At 70.6% G+C, this 18398-nt stretch carries 15 protein-coding genes; 9 read left to right on the forward strand and 6 right to left on the reverse strand.

Annotated features, from left to right (window positions below; genetic code table 11):
- Nucleotides 1–59 precede the first annotated feature (59 nt).
- The 5 genes from ACGTNG_RS10130 (at nt 60) to glrR (ending at nt 7067) form a co-directional block, all read left to right on the forward strand.
- The gene (locus ACGTNG_RS10130) at nt 60–1325 is read left to right on the forward strand and encodes an inorganic phosphate transporter (RefSeq protein ID WP_394576893.1); all 1266 of its coding nucleotides are present in this window, start codon (nt 60–62) and stop codon (nt 1323–1325) included.
- 117 nt (nt 1326–1442) lie between these two features.
- Nucleotides 1443–2756, forward strand: coding sequence for an amino-acid N-acetyltransferase (gene argA / locus ACGTNG_RS10135; RefSeq protein WP_394576894.1), 1314 nt, complete (start codon nt 1443–1445; stop codon nt 2754–2756).
- An 820-nt stretch (nt 2757–3576) separates the two neighbouring features.
- Nucleotides 3577–5082 carry a sensor histidine kinase gene (locus ACGTNG_RS10140; protein WP_394576895.1) on the forward strand — a complete coding sequence of 502 codons (1506 nt, stop codon included), beginning with the start codon at nt 3577–3579 and terminating at the stop codon, nt 5080–5082.
- Nucleotides 5079–5654, forward strand: a complete 576-nt coding sequence (locus tag ACGTNG_RS10145) for a hypothetical protein (RefSeq protein ID WP_394576896.1) — start codon at nt 5079–5081, stop codon at nt 5652–5654. Before ACGTNG_RS10140 ends, ACGTNG_RS10145 begins: the two co-directional genes overlap by 4 nt.
- A gap of 15 nt (nt 5655–5669) precedes the next feature.
- Nucleotides 5670–7067, forward strand: a complete 1398-nt coding sequence (glrR, locus tag ACGTNG_RS10150) for a two-component system response regulator GlrR (RefSeq protein WP_394576897.1) — start codon at nt 5670–5672, stop codon at nt 7065–7067.
- Nucleotides 7068–7151: 84 nt separating this feature from the next.
- On the opposite strand, the gene ACGTNG_RS10155 is transcribed toward glrR, so the two are convergent.
- The 6 genes from ACGTNG_RS10155 to ACGTNG_RS10180 all read right to left on the reverse strand — a co-directional run bounded on the left by ACGTNG_RS10155 (nt 7152) and on the right by ACGTNG_RS10180 (nt 13542).
- Nucleotides 7152–7805: a peroxiredoxin gene (locus ACGTNG_RS10155; protein WP_394576898.1), complete on the reverse strand. Its 654-nt coding sequence runs from the start codon at nt 7803–7805 to the stop codon at nt 7152–7154.
- 160 nt (nt 7806–7965) lie between these two features.
- Entirely contained in the window at nt 7966–9375 is a 1410-nt protein-coding gene (xseA, locus tag ACGTNG_RS10160; protein ID WP_394576899.1) for an exodeoxyribonuclease VII large subunit, read from the reverse strand.
- Between the two features lie 82 nt (nt 9376–9457).
- On the reverse strand, nt 9458–10525 hold the full coding sequence (locus ACGTNG_RS10165; RefSeq protein ID WP_394576900.1) for an AbrB family transcriptional regulator: 1068 nt from the start codon (nt 10523–10525) through the stop codon (nt 9458–9460).
- A 57-nt stretch (nt 10526–10582) separates the two neighbouring features.
- Nucleotides 10583–12091, reverse strand: a complete 1509-nt coding sequence (locus ACGTNG_RS10170) for a tripartite tricarboxylate transporter permease (RefSeq protein ID WP_394576901.1) — start codon at nt 12089–12091, stop codon at nt 10583–10585.
- Nucleotides 12092–12103: 12 nt separating this feature from the next.
- Entirely contained in the window at nt 12104–12565 is a 462-nt protein-coding gene (locus ACGTNG_RS10175; RefSeq protein WP_394576902.1) for a tripartite tricarboxylate transporter TctB family protein, read from the reverse strand.
- Nucleotides 12562–13542 (reverse strand): Bug family tripartite tricarboxylate transporter substrate binding protein, encoded by a 981-nt coding sequence (locus ACGTNG_RS10180; RefSeq protein ID WP_394576903.1) that lies wholly within the window; start codon nt 13540–13542, stop codon nt 12562–12564. Before ACGTNG_RS10180 ends, ACGTNG_RS10175 begins: the two co-directional genes overlap by 4 nt.
- A 135-nt stretch (nt 13543–13677) precedes the next feature.
- Here ACGTNG_RS10180 and ACGTNG_RS10185 point away from each other — a divergent pair, with 135 nt between their 5' ends.
- The 4 genes from ACGTNG_RS10185 (at nt 13678) to guaB (ending at nt 18354) form a co-directional block, all read left to right on the forward strand.
- Nucleotides 13678–14346 (forward strand): response regulator, encoded by a 669-nt coding sequence (locus ACGTNG_RS10185; protein ID WP_394576904.1) that lies wholly within the window; start codon nt 13678–13680, stop codon nt 14344–14346.
- Nucleotides 14343–15746: a sensor histidine kinase gene (locus ACGTNG_RS10190; protein WP_394576905.1), complete on the forward strand. Its 1404-nt coding sequence runs from the start codon at nt 14343–14345 to the stop codon at nt 15744–15746. Before ACGTNG_RS10185 ends, ACGTNG_RS10190 begins: the two co-directional genes overlap by 4 nt.
- Entirely contained in the window at nt 15743–16789 is a 1047-nt protein-coding gene (locus ACGTNG_RS10195; protein ID WP_394576906.1) for an ABC transporter substrate-binding protein, read from the forward strand. The genes ACGTNG_RS10190 and ACGTNG_RS10195 overlap by 4 nt, the downstream gene beginning before the upstream one ends.
- A 95-nt stretch (nt 16790–16884) precedes the next feature.
- Complete coding sequence (guaB, locus tag ACGTNG_RS10200) at nt 16885–18354, forward strand: IMP dehydrogenase (RefSeq protein ID WP_394576907.1); 1470 nt, start codon at nt 16885–16887, stop codon at nt 18352–18354.
- Nucleotides 18355–18398 lie beyond the last annotated feature (44 nt).

Here is an 18398-nt window from a genome sequence, read left to right on the forward strand (position 1 = left end):
GCGATCCCGGGGCCCCGTTGTTTCGCTCTTCTTCTGACCGCAACAAGGGAACGCTCCCTATGTCGATCATTGCTCAGCACGGTGAGGTCTTCATCATCCTCGCCTGTCTCTTCGGCTTCTTCATGGCCTGGGGCGTCGGCGCCAACGACGTGGCCAACGCCATGGGCACCTCGGTGGGCTCCCGGGCCATCACCATCAAGCAGGCGATCATCATCGCCGTGATCTTCGAGTTCCTCGGCGCCTGGCTGGCCGGCGGCGAGGTCACCAACACCATCCGCAAGGGGATCATCGATCCCGAGCTTCTGAAGGACGATCCCCAGCTGCTGGTCTACGGCATGCTGGCGGCGCTGCTGGCGGCGGCGACCTGGCTGCTGGTCGCCTCCATGAAGGGCTGGCCGGTCTCCACCACCCACTCCATCGTCGGCGCCATCGTCGGCTTCGCGGTGGCGGGCCTCGGCGCGGCCGCGGTCGACTGGGGCGCGGTGGGCACCATCGCCGCCAGCTGGGTGGTCTCGCCGCTGCTCTCCGGCACCATCGCCTTCACGCTCTTCAAGTCGGTCCAGCACCTGATCTTCGAGGCCCAGGATCCCTTCGCCGCGGCCAAGCGCTACGTGCCGATGTACATCTTCCTGGTCGGCTTCGCGGTGACCATGGTGACCCTCACCAAGGGCCTCAAGCACGTCGGCCTGGATCTCGGCTTTGGCACCAGCCTGCTGCTCGCCATCCTTGCCGGCCTGCTGATCGCGGCGCTCGGCGTCTTCATGGAGCGTCGCGTCAAGGCTGCCAGCCGTCAGGCCGACCAGTTCGGCTTCTCCGGGGTGGAGCGGGTCTTCGGCGTGCTGATGATCTTCACCGCCTGCGCCATGGCCTTCGCCCATGGCTCCAACGACGTGGCCAACGCCGTGGGGCCGCTGGCGGCGGTGATCAGCGTGGTGCAGACCGGCGGCAAGGTCGAGGGCGCCGCCCTGGTGCCCTGGTGGGTGCTGGTGCTGGGCGGCGGCGGCATCGTCGTCGGCCTGGTCACCTACGGCCACAAGGTCATCGCCACCGTGGGCACCGGCATCACCGAGCTGACCCCGAGCCGCGGCTTCGCCGCTACCCTCGCGGCCGCCACCACCGTGGTGCTCGCCTCGGGCACCGGCCTGCCGATCTCCACCACCCATACGCTGGTCGGGGCGGTGCTCGGCGTGGGCCTGGCGCGCGGCATGGCGGCGCTCAACCTGCGTGTCATCGGCACCATCGCCATGTCCTGGCTGATCACCCTGCCGGCGGGCGCGGGCCTGGCCATCCTGTTCTTCTTCACGCTCAAGGGCATGTTCGGCTAGTCCGAGCTCGCCCGGAGGCCCTGGCGGCGGCATCACCTCGGTGGTGCCGCCGTTTTCGTCGCTCTGATATAGTGAGCGTCGACCCCTCCTTCGTTCACCTGCTGCCGGAGTGCGGCCTTGGATACTCGTTTCCCCTTCGTCGACTGGTTTCGCAACTCCTCGCCCTACATCAACGCCCATCGGGGACGAACCTTCGTCATCCTGATCGAGGGGGAGGCCATGGCGAGCGGTCGCGGCGAGCAGCTGATCCAGGACCTGGCGCTGCTGCATACCCTGGGCGTGCGCCTGGTGGTGGTGTTCGGCATTCGTCCCCAGGTGCAGCAGGCGCTGGACGAGGCCGGCATCGTGCCGACCCGCCATCGGGGGCGCTGGGTGGCCGACGAGGCGATCATGGCGCGGGTCGAGCGCATCGCCGCCGAGCAGCGGCTGTGGCTGGAGGCGCGGCTCTCGCCCGGCCTGCCCAACACGCCGCTGCACGGGATCGAGATGACCGTGGTCTCCGGCAACCTGGTGATGGCCAAGCCGCTGGGCGTGCGCGACGGCATCGACTTCGACCGCAGCGGCGAGGTGCGCCGGGTGCGCGACCAGGCGGTCGAGGGGCTGCTCGAGCGGGGCGCCCTGGTGGTGCTGCCGCCGCTGGGCTTCTCCAGCACCGGTGAGGTCTTCGACCTGGACGCCGCCGAGGTGGCGCACCATGCCGCCACGGCGCTCGGTGCCGACAAGCTGATCCTGCTCGGCGATGCCTGCGGGCTGGTCGACGCCAGCGGCCAGCTGCAGCGCCAGCTGACCCCGGCCGAGGCCGCGCCGTTGCTCACCCAGGCCGATCCCGCCAGCGAGCTGGCCCGGCACCTGGGGGCGGCCTGCGCGGCCGCGCGCCACGGGGTCGCCCGCACCCACCTGCTCTCCTGGCACGATCACGACGCCCTGCTCGGCGAGCTGTTCACCCGCGACGGCGTGGGCACCATGATCACCGAGCACCGCTACGAGCAGCTGCGTCCGGCGGAACTCGGCGACATCGGCGGGCTGGTGGAACTGCTCGAGCCGCTGGAGTCGCGGGGCATGCTGGTGCCGCGCTCCCGTGAGCGCCTGGAGTACGAGATCGACGACTACCTGGTGATCGATCGCGACGGCATGATCATCGGCTGTGCCGCCCTGCACACCTTCGGCGAGGCGGACATGGGCGAGCTGGCCTGCGTGGCCGTGCACGATGACTACCGGGGCGGCGCGCGGGGCGAGCGGCTGCTCGCCGAGATCGAACGCCGGGCCCACCGCCTGAAGCTCTCGTCGCTGTTCGCCCTGACGACCCACACCACCCACTGGTTCTTCGAGCACGGCTTTCGCCTGGCCGACATCGAGGCGCTGCCCACCCTGCGTCGCGACACCTACAACCACGCCCGCAAGTCCAAGATCCTGATCAAGACCCTCGCCTGAACGGCCGGGTTGTCGCCGAGAGGCGTCGCCCGGCACCGCGGCGTCGCCGCCGAGGAACGCCGCAATCCGCTGACCAGCAACGATTTTCCCGGTTAGGTCGGAAAGGCGTCTCCATCTGGCGACGAAATGGCCCGCTCCCGCCTCTGTTTCTTCCCGCCTGGGCGTCTCGTGTGCCCACTCGTCGCCTCGTGACTTTTTTAAGTCGATGATTTTAAAGAAATATAGGGTTTCTTGGCACGCAGCTGGCAATAGGTTGGGTGAGCAAGGGAAGCGGGTCATACGGCTCGATCCGTTTTCCGGTTGCCGAGGGGGCGCCGCGTCATCACTACCCTGTGCGCCCGGTCCCCCGAATGCGACCAGTGTCTGCTCCAAGCGATGTGTGACTTTAGGTTGCGATGAGACGGTACCGCCGAGAGGCAAGGATCGGTATCGAGAGGGCAAGGATGCCCTGGCAAGGATGCCTCTCCCCCGTCAGGGGGGATCGAATCGCGCGGCATCGCCCTTGCGGCGCTGTCGCCAGTAACGAAGCGGGGTGGCCGGTCGGCCACCCGCATGGGAACGACCGGCCCCTGGTGGCAGACGGCGTTCTCATGGCTTCGGGGGCCTCTGGCCCTTGGGGAGGTCAGCGATGGTCGGACCAGGTCGACGATCGGTGGCGTTTCCAGACCCTTCAGTTCCCTGCGTATTGGGCCGGCCATGCCGGCCCTTTTTTTTCGCCTGCGGGTGACGCCGAACGAGCGCGAGGCGGTCGGCCGATCTCTGGTATCCTAAGGGATGGACGATGGTGGTTCCCTTTACCCTCCTGCAAAGAACGCTGTTCATGACCACAGCCGTAACGCGCCGCTGGCGCCCGCGCTCGCTGTTGCAGCTGGTGTTGCTGGCCTTTCTGGTCGTGATGCTGCCGCTGGCGGTGCTGATGATCCAGGCCGGTCAGGCCCTCTCCGAGCTCTCGCGCCTGGCGGATGAGAGTGCCCGCCAGGCGGTGGAGGAGACCCGGCGTGCCCGCTCGCTGGGCGCGCTGGCGCTGGAGATGGAGCGCGGCGCGCGCCAGTACGCGGTGGTCGAGCAGGAGGGGCTCCTGGAGATCTTCGACGAGCGCCTCGCGGAGTTCCGGCAGCTGCTGGCCCAGCAGCGCCAGCTGCTGCCCGATGATCCCCACGTGGCGGCGCTGGAGGAGGCGCTGGATGGCCTCGCCGAGCTGCCCGACCTGCCGCTCGAGGAATTCAAGGCGCGGCTCTCCGACTTCCTGCCCTTCGCCCAGCATACCGAGGCGATGCGACAGGCCACCAACCGGCGAATCGACGAGCGCATCGACACCATCAGCGCGCGTGCCGAGGACGTGCAGATCCGCCTGTGGTGGCAGACCGCGGCGCTGGTCTCGGCGAGCCTGGTGCTGATGCTGCTGTTCACGCGGCTGATCATCCATCCGATCCGCCAGCTCGAGCGGCGCATCCTCGGCATCGGCAGCCTGGGCGGCGACAACGAACGCGACCAGAGTCCCCTCAACGGGCCGGCGGAACTGGTCACCCTGGGCGAGCGCCTGGACTGGCTGGCCTCCCGGCTCGACGACCTGGAGGCCCAGAAGCAGCAGTTCCTGCGCCACATGTCCCACGAGCTCAAGACGCCGCTGGCCAGCGTGCGCGAGGGCTCGTCGCTGCTTGCCGACGGCGTGGCCGGCGAGGTCACGCCGCGCCAGCGCGAGATCCTCGACCTGATCGATACCAGCGGGCGCGAGCTGCAGCAGCTGATCGAGCAGCTGCTCGACTACAACCTGCTCAAGCACAGTCGTCAGCTCGATATCGCCCGGCTGGACGTCGCCACCGTGGTCAAGGAGGTGCTCGCCAAGCACCGCCTGGCGCTCGACAACAAGGAGATGCGGGTCAACTGCTTCCATGGCCCGCTGAACTGGGCGCTCGACGGCACCGCCACCGCCCGGGTGCTCGACAACCTCATCTCCAACGCCGTGGCCTATGGCGAGGATGGCGGCGAACTCGAGATCCGCGCCCGCACGCTGCCGGACCGCCTGGTGGTCGAGGTCGCCAACAGCGGCGAGCCGATCGCCGAGGAGGATCGCGAGCGGCTCTTCGACGCCTTCTACCAGGGGCGGGTGCGCCGCAAGGGCCCGCTCAAGGGCTCCGGCATCGGCCTCTCGGTGGCCGCCGACTGCGCCCGCCTCCAGCAGGGCACCCTGGAGCTGGTGGACGACGCGCGGCTGGCGGTGTGCTTCCGGCTCACCCTGCCCTGGCCGACCCCGTCGCCCGAGCAGGGCGACCCGACATCGAGACCCGCCCTGATGGGTGACGACGCAACGAAGGACCTGTCATGACTCTACGCCCCTGGCTGCTGTGTCTGACCACGCTGTGGCTGACTGGATGTCAGTATATGCCCGCGCCGCTGGCGCCCCACTCCCCGGGCGTGGCGATGCCGAACGCCTCCCAGGGCACGCCCTCCTGCACGGATGCGCTGCCGGACTTCGACGACGACCAGTGCCTGTTGCCCGAGTGGGTGGCCTTCGGCCTGGCCTCCCAGCGAGGCGACCGGGCGTGGCGCGAGGGCACCCTGGCGAGCCTCGCGGGCGAGACCAAGGAGCGCCGCCTGGCCCGCGCCGTGCTGCTCTCCTGGGGGGGCAGCGGGCAGCAGTGGAACCGCGCCTCGGAGCTCTACAAGGCCGACCTGGCGAGCGCTCCGACCGAGCTGCAGCCGCTGCTGCGCTACTGGCTCAACGAGCTGGAGGGGCGCCGGCGACTGTCCGGTCAGCTGGCCGAGCAGCGCAGCGCCAACGAGTCCATCGCGGAGGAGAAGGCGGCGCTCAGCGAGGAGATCGAGGCCATGGCCGAGAAGCTCGAGCAGCTCACCGCCATCGAACAAAACATCAACCTGCGACAGCAGAGTGAATAACCCCGGAGAGACGACATGAAGCAGACCGGACGCCTGCCCCACGCCGCCGGCGATCATGGCGCGCACATCCTGCTGGTGGACGACGACGTCAGCCTCCTGAAACTGCTGGGCATGCGGCTCGAGAGCCGCGGCTATCGTGTCACCACCGCCGAGAGCGGACGCGAGGCCCTCAAGCGGCTGGAGGTCGCCCGCCCGGACCTGGTGCTCACCGACCTGCGCATGGACGAGATGGACGGGTTGGCGCTGTTCCAGGAGATCCAGCGCCGTCTGCCGGGCCTGCCGGTGATCCTGCTCACCGCCCACGGCTCGATTCCCGATGCGGTGAGTGCCACCCAACAGGGGGTGTTCGGCTTCCTGACCAAGCCGGTCGATCGCGACGAGTTGTTCTCGGCCATCGACGACGCCCTGGCCCAGACCTCGACCTCCGCCACCGAGGGCGACGATCGCTGGCGCGAGGCGATCATCACCCGCAGCCCCGAGATGGAGCGCATCCTCGAGCAGGCGCGCATGGTCGCCGCCTCGGACGTCAGCGTGCTGGTCACCGGCGCCTCGGGTTCGGGCAAGGAGCTGCTGGCCGGCGCCATCCACAAGGCGAGCTCGCGGGCCGACAAGCCCTTCGTGGCGATCAACTGCGGGGCGCTGCCCGAGCAGCTGCTGGAGAGCGAGCTGTTCGGCCACGCCCGGGGCGCCTTCACCGGGGCGGTCAGTGAGCACCGCGGCCTCTTCCAGGCGGCCGACGGCGGCACCCTGTTCCTCGACGAGATCGGCGACATGCCGCTGACCCTGCAGGTCAAGCTGCTGAGGGCCCTGCAGGAGCGCCAGATCCGCCCGCTCGGCTCGACCACCTCGGTGCCCATCGACGTGCGGATCATCTCGGCGACCCACCGCGACCTGGATCGCGCCATGCACGAGGGCGAGTTCCGCGAGGATCTCTACTACCGGCTCAACGTGGTCAACCTGCGCCTGCCGCCCCTCAAGGAACGCGCCGAGGACGTGCCGCTGCTCGCCAAGCACCTGGTCGCCCAGGCCGCCGCGCGGCACAAGCCCTTCGTCAAGGGCTTCTCGCCGGAGGCGCTCAACCTGCTGGCCACCTCGGCCTGGCCCGGCAACGTGCGCCAGCTGGTCAACGTGGTGGAGCAGTGCGTGGCCCTGACCACCTCGCCGATGATCCCCGAGGGGCTGGTGGCCCAGGCGCTGGTCGCCGAGGAGAACGCCATGCCCACCTTCAACGATGCCCGGGCCGGCTTCGAGCGCAGCTACCTGGTCAAGGTGCTCAAGATCACCGAGGGCAACGTCACCCAGGCGGCGCGCATCGCCGGGCGCAACCGCACCGACTTCTACAAGCTGCTGGCCCGCCACGAGCTCGAGCCCTCCGCCTTCAAGCCCGCGGCGCGCCAGCCCGAGCACCACTAGCCCGTAGCGCGGGATTCATGGCGCACAACGCAAGGCCCCCTGCCGAGGCAGGGGGCCTTGTCGTGTGGGGATGAAGCGCCCGCCTTACTCGGGCAGCTTGGTCCGGCGCAGGTAGGGGAAGATGGTCTCGTACTCGCCGAACTTGGCCTTGGCGTCCTCATCGGAGACCGTCGGCGGGATGATCACGTCCTCGCCGACGTTCCAGTCGGCCGGCGTGGCCACGCCCTTGCCGTTGGCGGTCTGCAGGGCGTCCAGGGCGCGCAGCACCTCGGCGAAGTTGCGGCCCACGTTCATCGGGTAGGTCATGGAGAGCTTGAGCTGCTTGTCCGGACCGATGATGAACACCGTGCGCACGGTGGCGCTGTCGGCCGGGGTGCGGCCGTCGGGGAGGTAAGCCTCGGCCGGCAGCATGTCGAACAGCTTGGCGACCTTGAGGCCCTCGTCGGCGATGATCGGGAAGCCGACGTCACAGCTGGCGAAGCTCGAGATGTCGTTGATCCACTTCTTGTGATCCTCCACGCCGTCCACGGAGACGCCGATCACCTTGGTGCCGCGCTTCTGCCACTCGGCGTTGAGCTTGGCCACGGCGCCGAACTCGGTGGTGCAGACCGGGGTGAAGTCCTTCGGGTGGGAGAACAGGATCGCCCAGCTGTCGCCGATCCACTCGTGGAAACGGATCGGGCCCTGGCTGGTCTCGGCCTCGAAGTCCGGTACGACGTCATTGATGCGCAGTGACATGGTGGTGCTCCCTGTGGTTGGGGGATATGTCCCCGAGCGACCGGCGGTCGGGCTCGGGAAGGGGCCTAGTCCCTTGAGATATAGGCATCGGCCTCCCGTCGTCAAGGGGAGGACGGTATCAGTATAAATATCATGTTATGGAATATTTATATTCCATAAACTATCTCTTCGATGTCTTTCCGCCACGGGCCGCTGCGCCATCGCTCCCGACGCCGGTCACCGTGAGCGCGAGCCGCCCTTCGCCCAGGCGCGCCTCCAGCGCCTGGCCCGGGGTGGTGTCCGCCGCCCGGCGGACCACTCGGCCCCGCTCGTCCTCGAGGATCGCATAGCCGCGCCCCAGCACCGCCAGCGGGCTCACCGCCTGCAGCTCGCGGACGACCCCGCCCAGCCGCTCCCGGTGGCGGGCCAGCGCCCTTGGCATCGCCTGATGCAGGCGCTGGGTGGCGCGCTCGAGCCGCTGCCCGGCCTGGTCGGTCAGCCGGTCCGGCGAGCGCAGGGCCAGGCGCTGATGCAGGTGGTGCGCGCGGCGCCGCTCCTGGTCGAGCCGTGCCCGCATGGCCCGGCGCAGCCGCGCCTCCAGCTGATCCAGCTGCTGGCGACGCGCCGCCAGCACCTCGCCGGGGTGGCGCAGCCGCGCGCGCAGGTGATCCAGGCGCTGGGCATCGGTGTCGAGGCGGGCGCGCTGGGCGCGGGTCAGCCGCTCGGCCAGTCGCTCGAGGCGGTGGAGCCGTTCGCGGCGGTCGGGCACCAGCTGCTCGGCCGCGGCCGAGGGCGTGGGGGCGCGCGCGTCGGCGGCGAAGTCGGCGAGCGTGGTGTCCACCTCGTGGCCCACCGCGGCCATCACCGGCAGCCGGGAGTGGAAGATCGCCCGGGCCAGGTGCTCGTCGTTGAAGGCCCACAGGTCCTCGAGGCTGCCCCCGCCGCGGGTGATCAGGATGGCATCGCGCTCGGGGTCCAGGGCCGACTGGCGATTAAGCAGCCCCAGTGCCCCGATCATCGCCGGCGCCGCCTCGCGACCCTGCACCGGCACCGGGATCAGCGTCACCTGCGAAAGCGGCCAGCGCGCCGCCAGCACCGCCAGCACGTCGCGGATCGCCGCGCCGGTGGGCGAGGTGAGCACCAGCAGGTGGCGCGGCGGGAAGGGCAGGGGACGCGCGTTGGCGAACACGCCCTCGGCGGCGAGACGCGCCTTGAGGCGCTCATAGGCGGCCAGCAGTTCGCCTTCGCCCGCCGCGCGCACCGCCTCGACGATCAGCTGGTAGTCGCCGCGGGGCTCGAAGAGCGACACCTGCCCGCGCACCTTGACGCGGTCGCCGTCGCGCATCGGCGCGGCGACGAAGCGTGCGCGAGTGCGAAACAGCGCGCAGCGAAGCTGGGCCTTGTCGTCCTTGAGGGTGAAGTAGACGTGCCCCGAGCTGGGCCGCGACACGCCGGAGAGCTCGCCCTCCACCCACACCTCGCCGACGTCCTGCTCGAGCGCGCGCCGGGCACGCCGGTTGAGCTCGCTGACGGAGAGCGCCTCGTTATCGCGGGCAGGGTCTTGGGGCGTGTCGCTGAGGGGCGGCGGCATGGGATGGGTCTCCGGCGGGAACGCCGCCCAGCCTAGCATGGATGGCGGCGTCGTCCGCAGGCCGACCTGTGGGTTGGCAACGCTAGGCGGTCAGTCGCCGGCAGGCGCCCAGCAGCACCGGCATCAGCAGGATCAACACCGTGATGCGCAGCAGGTGGTGGGCGGTCACGAAGGCCGGGTCGATGCCGAGCGACAGCGCCACCAGGCTCAGCTCCGGCGCCCCGCCCGGCATGTAGGCGAGCAGCGCCGCGGCCAGCGACACCCCCGTCGCCTCGTGGATGGCCCAGGCGGCGAGGATGGCGATCGCCAGCAGGCCCAGCGCCTGCAGCGCGGCCATCGCCAGGGTATGGCCCAGCGTGGACAGCGAGGTCCCCGTGAAGCGCACGCCCACCGAGACGCCAATGATCACCTGGGCCAGGGCGATCAGCGTCGGCGGTAGGGCCGCATGGGTCAGCCCCGTCAGGTGCAGCGCCGAGGAGACCAGCGCGGGGCCGAACAGCAGGGCGTTGGGCAGGTGCAGCCGCTTCCCGAGCCAGGCGCCCAGCACCCCGGCCCCGGCGAGCCAGGCGGCATCCACCGGGCCGGGCAGCCACAGCCACCGGGCCGGGTCCGGGGTGGCGGCGCTCAGGCTGACGTGGCCGATGCCGTCGAGCACCGGCGGAATGGCGACCAGCAGTACCAGGATGCGCACCGCGTGGGTCATGCCGACCACCCGCAGGTCGGCATCCGAGGAGAGCGCCATGCCGGTGACCGCCGAGACGCCGCCGGGGACCCCGGCGTAGAGGGCGGTATCCAGCGAGTGGCCGGCGATGCGCCGCGAGAACCACACCGAGAAGCCCATCATCACCGCCGTGGCCCCGAGCATCGCCGCCAGGCTCAGGCTCCACCGTCCCGGGTCGCCGGACATCTCCGGGGTGAAGGCCGAGCCCAGCATCACCCCGATCACCACCAGCACGCCCTGGCGCCCCCGTCCCGGCGAGCGCAGCGGCGCGCCGGCGAGGCTCGCCAGGGTGGTGGCGAGCATGGCGCCGAGCAGCCAGGGCAGCGGCAGGTCGATGGCGAAAGCCGCCGCGCCGCCGGCGAGGCCGAGCGCCAGGGTGGGCAGGAAGCGCAGCAGGGCGGGGACGGCAGGGGGTAGGGCGAAAGGCACGTCGAGGCATCTCCGTACGAAACGTCTCGGGCCCGCCGAAGCGGGCCCGAGGCAGTGTCAGCCGGCGTGGCGGCGGGTGCGTGCGGCGAGCAGCTTCGGCACCAGCCAGGGCAGCACCAGCAGCGCGGCGGCGGCGATCCACAGCCCCAGCGAGATGCCGGACTGCCACAGGATGCCCGTATCGCCGCCGCTGATCGACAGCGCCCGGCGCAGGTTCTGCTCCATCAGCCCGCCCAGCACGTAGCCCAGGATCACCGGGGCCAGCGAGAAGCCGAGCTTGCGCAGCAGGTAGCCGAACACGCCGATCAGCAGCATCAGGTAGATGGCGGTCAGGTCCGAGTGCAGCTGGTAGACGCCGACGAAGGCGAGGATGGCGATGGCCGGCACCAGCACCCAGCGCGGGATGGTCAGCACCCGGGCGAACACCCCGGCCAGCGGCAGGTTGAGCGCCAGCAGCACGATGTTGCCGATGTAGAGCGAGGCGATCAGGCCGCCGGCGACCTCGGGCCGCTCGGTGAACATCATCGGCCCGGGGGTGATGTTGTAGAGCATCAGCGCGCCGAGCAGCACCGCGGTGGTGCCGGAGCCGGGGATGCCGAGCGTCAGCATCGGCACGAAGGAGCCCGCCGCCGCGGCATTGTTGGCCGACTCCGGGGCCGCCAGGCCGCGCATGTCGCCCTTGCCGAAGGTGCCTTCCTTGTCGGAGAGGCGCTTCTCGGTGGTGTAGGAGACCGCGCCGGCCACCGAGGCCCCGGTGCCGGGCAGCACGCCGATGATGAAGCCGAGCAGCCCCGACCGCCACATGGCGCCCTTGCAGTAGAGCACTTCCTTCACGCTGACGAAGACCCGGCCCAGCGGCGGCAGCTCGCCGTCGCTGTCCTGGCGGTGGGCGTGCTCCAGCATCAGCAGGATCTCGCTGATCGCGAACAGGCCGATGATCATCACCACGAAGTCGATGCCGTCGTAGAGCTCGGGCATGCCGAAGGTGTAGCGCATCACGCCGGTGCCGGAGTCGACGCCCACGGTGGCGATCAGCACGCCCAGCACCGCGCCGATGGCGGTCTTGATCGGGTCCTTGCCCATCATCACCGACATCGACGAGAAGGCGAACACCATCAGCGCGAAGAACTCGGCGGGGCCGAACATCACCGCCACCTCGGCGAGCAGCGGCGCGAACAGCGTCAGGCCGATGATGGCGATGGTGGCGCCGACGAAGGAGCTCACCGCCGAGAGGCCGAGCGCCGGGCCGGCCAGGCCCTTCTTGGCCAGCGGGTGGCCGTCAAGCGTGGTCATCACCGCGCCGGCGTCGCCCGGCACGTTGAGCAGGATGCTCGACATCCGCCCGCCGTACTCGGCGCCGGTGTAGATGCCGGCCAGCAGGATCAGCGCCGACTCGGCCGGCAGGCCCAGGGTGTAGGCCAGCGGCATCAGGATGGCGATGCCGTTGATCGGCCCGATGCCCGGCAGCGCCCCGAACAGGGTGCCGAGCAGCGCGCCGAGGAAGGCCAGCCCCAGGTTGAGCGGCGTCAGGGCGACGCCGAAGCCCTCGATCAGGAAATCGAACATGGTGGCAGTCCTCTAGATGAGCGCGGCAAGCCAGGTGCCGGTGGGCAGGGCGATGCCCAGGCCCTCGGTGAACAGCACATAGCTGCCCGCGGAGAGCAGCACGCCGGTGATCAGCGCCTTGCCATTGCTGGCGCCGAAGAGCCTCGCCAGGGCGGCCACCACCAGCAGCGAGGTGGGAATGAAGCCCAGGCGGGTGAAGAGCATGGCGTAGGCCAGCAGCAGGCCCAGCACCAGCAGCAGGCGCAGGGTCAGCGCCTTGTGCGGCCAGTGGCCGTCGGCACCGGGCTTGACGACGAGCACCAGCGAGAGGCCGGCGAGCAGGATCGAAAGACCCAGCGGAAACGCCCGTGGACCCACGGGCTCGTAGCTGAACGGGACCTCGAGGTTGATGGCCTGGACGGCGACGAACGCCGCCAGGCCGATCAGTACGAGTCCCAGGAGCCGGTCGGCGACCGGCTTGGTGACTTGGCTCATTTCAGACCCACTTCCTCGGCCAGTGACTGGAAGCCGGCGACCTGTTCCTTCACGTAGGCGTCGAAGTCGTCACCGAAGCGCGACATCGGGAAGAGGCCGCGCGCCTCGCGGATCTCGGCGAAGGCCGGGTCCTCGGCCAGGGCCTGCATGCGCTCGACCCACGCCTGGTAGGCCTCGTCGCTGACCTCGGGGCCCATGTAGTAGCCGCGCCAGATCGGCCACTGCACGTCGTAGCCCTGCTCGGCGGCGGTGGGGATCTCGGCGTAGGGGCCGCCCATGCGCTCCTCGGAGAGCGCCGCCAGCACGCGGACCTTGCCGCTCTCGAGCTGCGACTGGAGCTCGGAGAGATCGCCGGTGAAGACCTGGATGTGGTCGCCGAGCAGCGCGGCCAGCGCCTCGCCGCCGCCCTCGAAGGCCACGTAGCGCAGGTCGCGCGGGTCGACGTCCCCGGCCTTGGCGGTCAGCGCGGCCTTCATCCAGTCCTGGCTGCCCACGGTGCCGCCGGCGCCGAAGGCGATCTCGCCGGGATTGGCCTGGAGATCGGCCATCAGCTCGTCCAGCGACTGCCAGGGCGCGTCGGCGCCGACCACGATGGCGCCGTAGTCGACGCCCAGGGCGCCCAGCCAGCGCACCTCGTCGGCGTCGTACTGGCCGAACTTGCCGAGCGCCAGGTTGACCGCGGCGCCGGTGCTGGCGGCGACGATCAGGTTCTCGTCGTCGGTGCGCACGCCGTTGACGTGGTTGTAGGCCACGGCGCCGATGCCGCCGGGCATGTAGGTCACCAGCATCGGCGAGTCGATGCGACCGGTCTCGAGCAGGCCGTTGGCGGCCAGGCGGCAGGTCAGGTCGTAGCCGCCGCCGGGCTTGGCGGGGGCGATGCATTCCGCCTCGCCGGCGGCCTGGGCGGGGCCGGCGAGCAGGGCACCGCCCAGCAGGGCGAGGCCGGAGGCGTGGCGGATGGCCGTGTTGATCTTCATGGCGAACTCCTGTTCTCTTGTTATGCGACGTGAGCGAGGCCTGCTTGCGCCTCGCGTGATGGCCAGGGCGATGCTAGGGCCGCCACCTTTCATGAACCTGTCACCTTTCCCTTTACCGCCTGAGACATTGGTCGTATGCGCCTGCTGGTCATCGAGGACGATGCGCTGATCGCCCGCTCCCTGGAGCGGGCGCTCGCGCCCCTGGGCAATACCGTCGAGGTGTTCGCCACCCACGCCGAGGCCCGGGCCGCCCTGGGCCACGACCGCTTCGACCTGATCCTGCTCGACCTCGGCCTGCCCGACGGCGACGGCCTCGAGCTGCTCGCCGCGCTGCGCGACCGCGGCGACACCACCCCGGTGCTGATCCTCACCGCCCGCGACGGCATCGACGACCGGGTTAGCGGTCTCGACCTCGGCGCCGACGACTACCTCGCCAAGCCCTTCTCGATCGCCGAGCTGGAGGCCCGGGTGCGGGCCCTGCTGCGCCGCAGCCAGCAGCGCAGCGACAATCGCCTGCGCTTCGGCGGGCTGGTCTTCGATCCGGCCACCGGCGTGGCGACCCTGGACGACGCGACGCTCGCGCTGCCGCGCCGCGAGCTGCTGCTGCTCGAGGGGCTGCTGCTGCACGCCGGCAGCATCGCCCCACGAGAGGCGCTGGAGCGGCGCCTATTCGGCTTCGACGAGGTGGGCTCCAACGCCCTGGAGGTCTACGTCAGCCGGCTGCGCAAGCGGCTCGCCGGCTCCGGGCTCAAGATCCGCACCTTCCGCGGGCTCGGCTACCGGCTGGAGGACGAGGTCGGGTGATCGAGGTCACGGGCTCGCTCAAGCGCCGCCTGGCGGTGTGGCTGCTGGTCACCGTCACCGGCCTCGGGGCGCTGTTGATGATCGAGGCCCGGGTGAGCAGCCAGCGCGCCGCCGAGCGCGCCTTCGATAGCCAGCTCGAGGCCGCCGCCCTGACCATCGCCGAGGCCGTGCAGTGGCAGCAGGGCGAGCCGCTGATCGAGGTGCCCGCGGCGGCCCTGCAGATACTGGCCACCCGGCACCAGGAGCGGGTCTTCTACGCCGTGCTCGACGCCGACGGTGAGCCCGTCTCCACCAACCTGCCCTTCGTCATCGACCCTGACTGGCGCGAGCGGGCGGCCGAGGCGCCGTTGGCGCTGACCGCCCGCCTCGACGGTGAGGCCTGGCGGCTCTACGGCCGCGAGGTCGACTCCGCGGGCTGGGTTTCCCAGGAGCCGGTGCAGGTCTGGGTGGGCCATACACGCGCCGGGCGGATGGCGCTGGCCGACGAGCTCTTCGAGCGCACCCTGACGCGCTTCGTGGCCATGGTGCTGCTGGCCGGGGTGCTGATGGCCCTGGCCCTGCGGGTGGCGCTGGGGCCGATGCGCCGGCTGCGCCGGGTGCTGCGCCGCCGCGACGCCGATGACATGCGCCCGCTGGACGCCCGGGTGCCCGAGGAGATGCGCGAGCTGGCCCAGACCCTCGATCACCTCTTCGCCCGCCAGCGCCAGAGCCGCGAGGCGCTGCTGCGCTTCACCGCTGACGCCAGCCACCAGCTCAAGACCCCGCTGGCCGGGCTGCAGAGCGTGAGCGAGCTGGCGCTGGCGAGCGAGGAGCCGGCCGAGTGGCGGGCCGCCCTGACGGCGGTGCACGAGGGCGCCGGGCGCACCAGCCGGCTCGCCGGCCAGCTGTTGAGCCTGGCCCGGCTGCGCCACCTCGGCGAGGCCGAGGCGGTGGCGCCGCTGGACCTCGCCGCCGCGCTGCGCGAGACCGTGCTCGACTGGGCCGGGCGCGAGGCGGCCCGGGACCACGACCTGGGCCTCGCCGAGCTTGCCGCCGGGCCGGTCTGGGTGCGCGCCGAGGGTTGGGCGATCCGCGAGCTGCTCGGCAACCTGATCGACAACGCCCTGCGCTACACGCCGCCGGGCAGCGTCATCACCCTGGGGGTGGCGGCGCATAGCGACGAGGCGTTGCTATTCGTCGAGGATGACGGCCCCGGCGTGCCCGCCGAGGCCCGCGAGCGGCTGCTGCAGCCCTTCGAGCGGGGCGGGCGCCAGGATACCGACGGCTCCGGGCTCGGCCTGTCGATCGTCGACTCCATCGCCCGGCGGCTCGGCGGGCGGCTGACCCTCGGCGCCCGAGCCCCCCACGGCCTGGTGGTCAGGCTTCACCTGCCCCTGTGCGATCCCGAGGAGGCCCCATGATGTCCTGGCGAGTCAGCCTCTCCCTCGGTCTGCTGGCGCTGCTGCTGGTCGGCGCCGGCCCGCTGCGCGCGGCGCCGACGCCGCTGGTGGTGGAGGCGGCGCTCGACCGCGAGGTAGTCGCGCCGCTGCTCGACGCCTTTCGCGCCGCCCATCCCGAGATCCGCCTGGTCTATCACGACCGCTCGACCCTGGAGGTCGATGCCCGGGTCGCCGAGACCGATCCGGCGCCGGACGTGGTGATCAGCTCGGCGATGCCCTGGCAGATGGCGCGGGTCAACCAGGGCTACGCGCGGCGGCTGGATTCGCTGGCGGCGCGGCGCTGGCCGGCCTGGGCCAAGTGGCGCGACGAGGTGTTCGGCTTCACCTTCGAGCCCATCGTCATGGCCTACCGGCTCGACCTCTCGCGTCACATGGCCCCACCCCAGACCCACGCCGACCTGCACACCCTGCTGACCACCGAGCGGGAGACCCTCGAGGGCAAGGTGACCACTTACTCGCCCCTGAAGAGCGGGGTGGGCTACACCCTCCACCAGCAGGACGCCCGCTATACGCCGCGCTTCTGGGACCTGGTGGCCGGCATGGGGCGGGTAAGCGCTCACCTCGAGGGCAGCACCCGGGCGATGCTCGAGGGGCTCTCCGACGGGCGCTACTGGCTCGGCTACAACCTGCTCGGCTCCTATGCCATGGTCTGGGCCCAGGAGCATCCCGAGGTGATCGTGCAGGTGCCACGGGACTACTCGCTGGTGATGATGCGCATGGCCTTCGTCCATCGCGACGCGCCGCACCCGGTGGCCGCCGAGGCCTTCGTCAATTTCCTGCTCGGCCGCGAGGGGCAGCGAGTGCTGGCCGGCCAGACGCCGCTGTTCAGCGTGCGCCCCGACATCGTGGGGCCCTTCACGGCGGCGCGGCTGCGCGATCAGGTGGGCGAGCGGCTCTTCCCGATTCCCTTGAACGCCTCGCTGCTGGCCTTAGTCGATCCCCAGCGCCGGGCCGCCTTCCTGGAGCGCTGGCGGCGCGAGTTTCGCCGCGCCGAGGAGGAGTGAGCAGGCACGCCACGGATTGCCGGACCCCGGGGCCGACCGCTATAATGGGGGATTAACTTCACTCCCTCCTCCTACCTCCATGGGTGTTGCCGCATATGCTACGTATGGCCCAAGAAGCTCTTACGTTCGATGACGTATTACTCGTCCCCGGGTATTCCGAGGTCCTGCCTAACGACGTCAGCCTTCGGACTCGCCTGACCCGGGATCTCTACCTGAACATCCCGCTGGTCTCCGCCGCCATGGACACCGTCACCGAGGCGCGCCTGGCCATCGCCATGGCCCAGGAAGGGGGCATCGGCATCATCCACAAGAGCATGACCATGGCGCAGCAGGCCACCGAGGTGCGCAAGGTCAAGAAGCACGAGAGCGTGATCGTGAAGGACCCGGTCACTGTCAGCCCCAAGGCCAAGCTCGCCGACCTGCTGGCGATGGCCGAGGAGCACGGCTTCTCCGGCTTCCCGGTGGTGGAAGGGGAGACCCTGGTGGGTCTGGTGACCGAGCGCGACATGCGCTTCCAGCCCAACCACGGCGACAGCGTCGCCGACATCATGACCCCCGGCGAGAAGCTCGTGACCGTGCCGGTGGGCACCACCCTCGACGTCATCAAGGGCAAGATGCAGGAGCACCGCATCGAGAAGATGCTGGTGGTCGATGACGAGAACCGCCTGCGCGGCCTGGTCACCTTCCAGGACATCGAGAAGGCTCGCACCTTCCCCCTCGCCGCCAAGGACGCCGACGGCCGCCTGCTGGTCGGCGCCGCCGTGGGCACCGGCCCCGAGACGCCGGACCGCGTGGCCGCCCTGGCCGAGGCCGGGGTCGACGTGGTGGTGGTCGACACCGCCCACGGCCACTCCAAGGGCGTGATCGAGCGCGTGCGCTGGGTGAAGGAGAACTTCCCGCAGATCCAGGTGATCGGCGGCAACATCGCCACCGCCGAGGCCGCCCAGGCGCTGGCCGAGGCCGGCGCTGACGCCGTCAAGGTCGGCATCGGCCCCGGCTCCATCTGCACCACCCGCGTGGTGGCCGGCGTCGGCGTGCCGCAGATCACCGCCGTCTCCAACGTCGCCGCGGCCCTGGTGCCCTACGACATCCCGCTGATCGCCGACGGCGGCGTGCGCTTCTCCGGCGACCTGTCCAAGGCCATCGCCGCCGGTGCCAGCACCGTGATGGCCGGCGGCCTGCTGGCCGGCACCGAGGAGGCGCCGGGCGAGATCGAGCTCTTCCAGGGCCGTACCTACAAGGCCTACCGCGGCATGGGCTCCATGGGCGCCATGTCCCAGACCCAGGGCAGCGCCGACCGCTACTTCCAGGACAAGAGCGAGGGCGCCGAGAAGCTGGTGCCGGAAGGCATCGAAGGCCGCGTGCCCTACAAGGGCATGATGAGCGCCATCGTCCACCAGTTGATGGGCGGCCTGCGCGCCTCCATGGGCTACACCGGCTGCCGCGACATCCAGGAGATGCGCACCAAGCCGCAGTTCGTGCAGATCACCGGGGCCGGCTTCAACGAGTCCCACGTGCACGACGTGCAGATCACCAAGGAAGCCCCGAACTACCGGGCCGGGTGATCCCGACCTCAGAACTACCGCGGCGGGGGCAACCCCGCCGCTCG

It is taken from the genome of Halomonas sp. B23F22_3, assembly GCF_043496965.1.
Taxonomy (GTDB): domain Bacteria; phylum Pseudomonadota; class Gammaproteobacteria; order Pseudomonadales; family Halomonadaceae; genus Halomonas.

Coding starts and splice junctions, on each gene's coding strand:
- ACGTNG_RS10130 (WP_394576893.1), top strand. CDS start 60: ATGTCGATCATTGCTCAGCACGGTGAGGTCTTCATCATCCTCGCCTGT.
- ACGTNG_RS10140 (WP_394576895.1), top strand. CDS start 3,577: ATGACCACAGCCGTAACGCGCCGCTGGCGCCCGCGCTCGCTGTTGCAG.
- ACGTNG_RS10145 (WP_394576896.1), top strand. CDS start 5,079: ATGACTCTACGCCCCTGGCTGCTGTGTCTGACCACGCTGTGGCTGACT.
- glrR (WP_394576897.1), top strand. CDS start 5,670: ATGAAGCAGACCGGACGCCTGCCCCACGCCGCCGGCGATCATGGCGCG.
- ACGTNG_RS10155 (WP_394576898.1), bottom strand. CDS start 7,805: ATGTCACTGCGCATCAATGACGTCGTACCGGACTTCGAGGCCGAGACC.
- xseA (WP_394576899.1), bottom strand. CDS start 9,375: ATGCCGCCGCCCCTCAGCGACACGCCCCAAGACCCTGCCCGCGATAAC.
- ACGTNG_RS10170 (WP_394576901.1), bottom strand. CDS start 12,091: ATGTTCGATTTCCTGATCGAGGGCTTCGGCGTCGCCCTGACGCCGCTC.
- ACGTNG_RS10175 (WP_394576902.1), bottom strand. CDS start 12,565: ATGAGCCAAGTCACCAAGCCGGTCGCCGACCGGCTCCTGGGACTCGTA.
- ACGTNG_RS10180 (WP_394576903.1), bottom strand. CDS start 13,542: ATGAAGATCAACACGGCCATCCGCCACGCCTCCGGCCTCGCCCTGCTG.
- ACGTNG_RS10185 (WP_394576904.1), top strand. CDS start 13,678: ATGCGCCTGCTGGTCATCGAGGACGATGCGCTGATCGCCCGCTCCCTG.
- ACGTNG_RS10195 (WP_394576906.1), top strand. CDS start 15,743: ATGATGTCCTGGCGAGTCAGCCTCTCCCTCGGTCTGCTGGCGCTGCTG.
- guaB (WP_394576907.1), top strand. CDS start 16,885: ATGCTACGTATGGCCCAAGAAGCTCTTACGTTCGATGACGTATTACTC.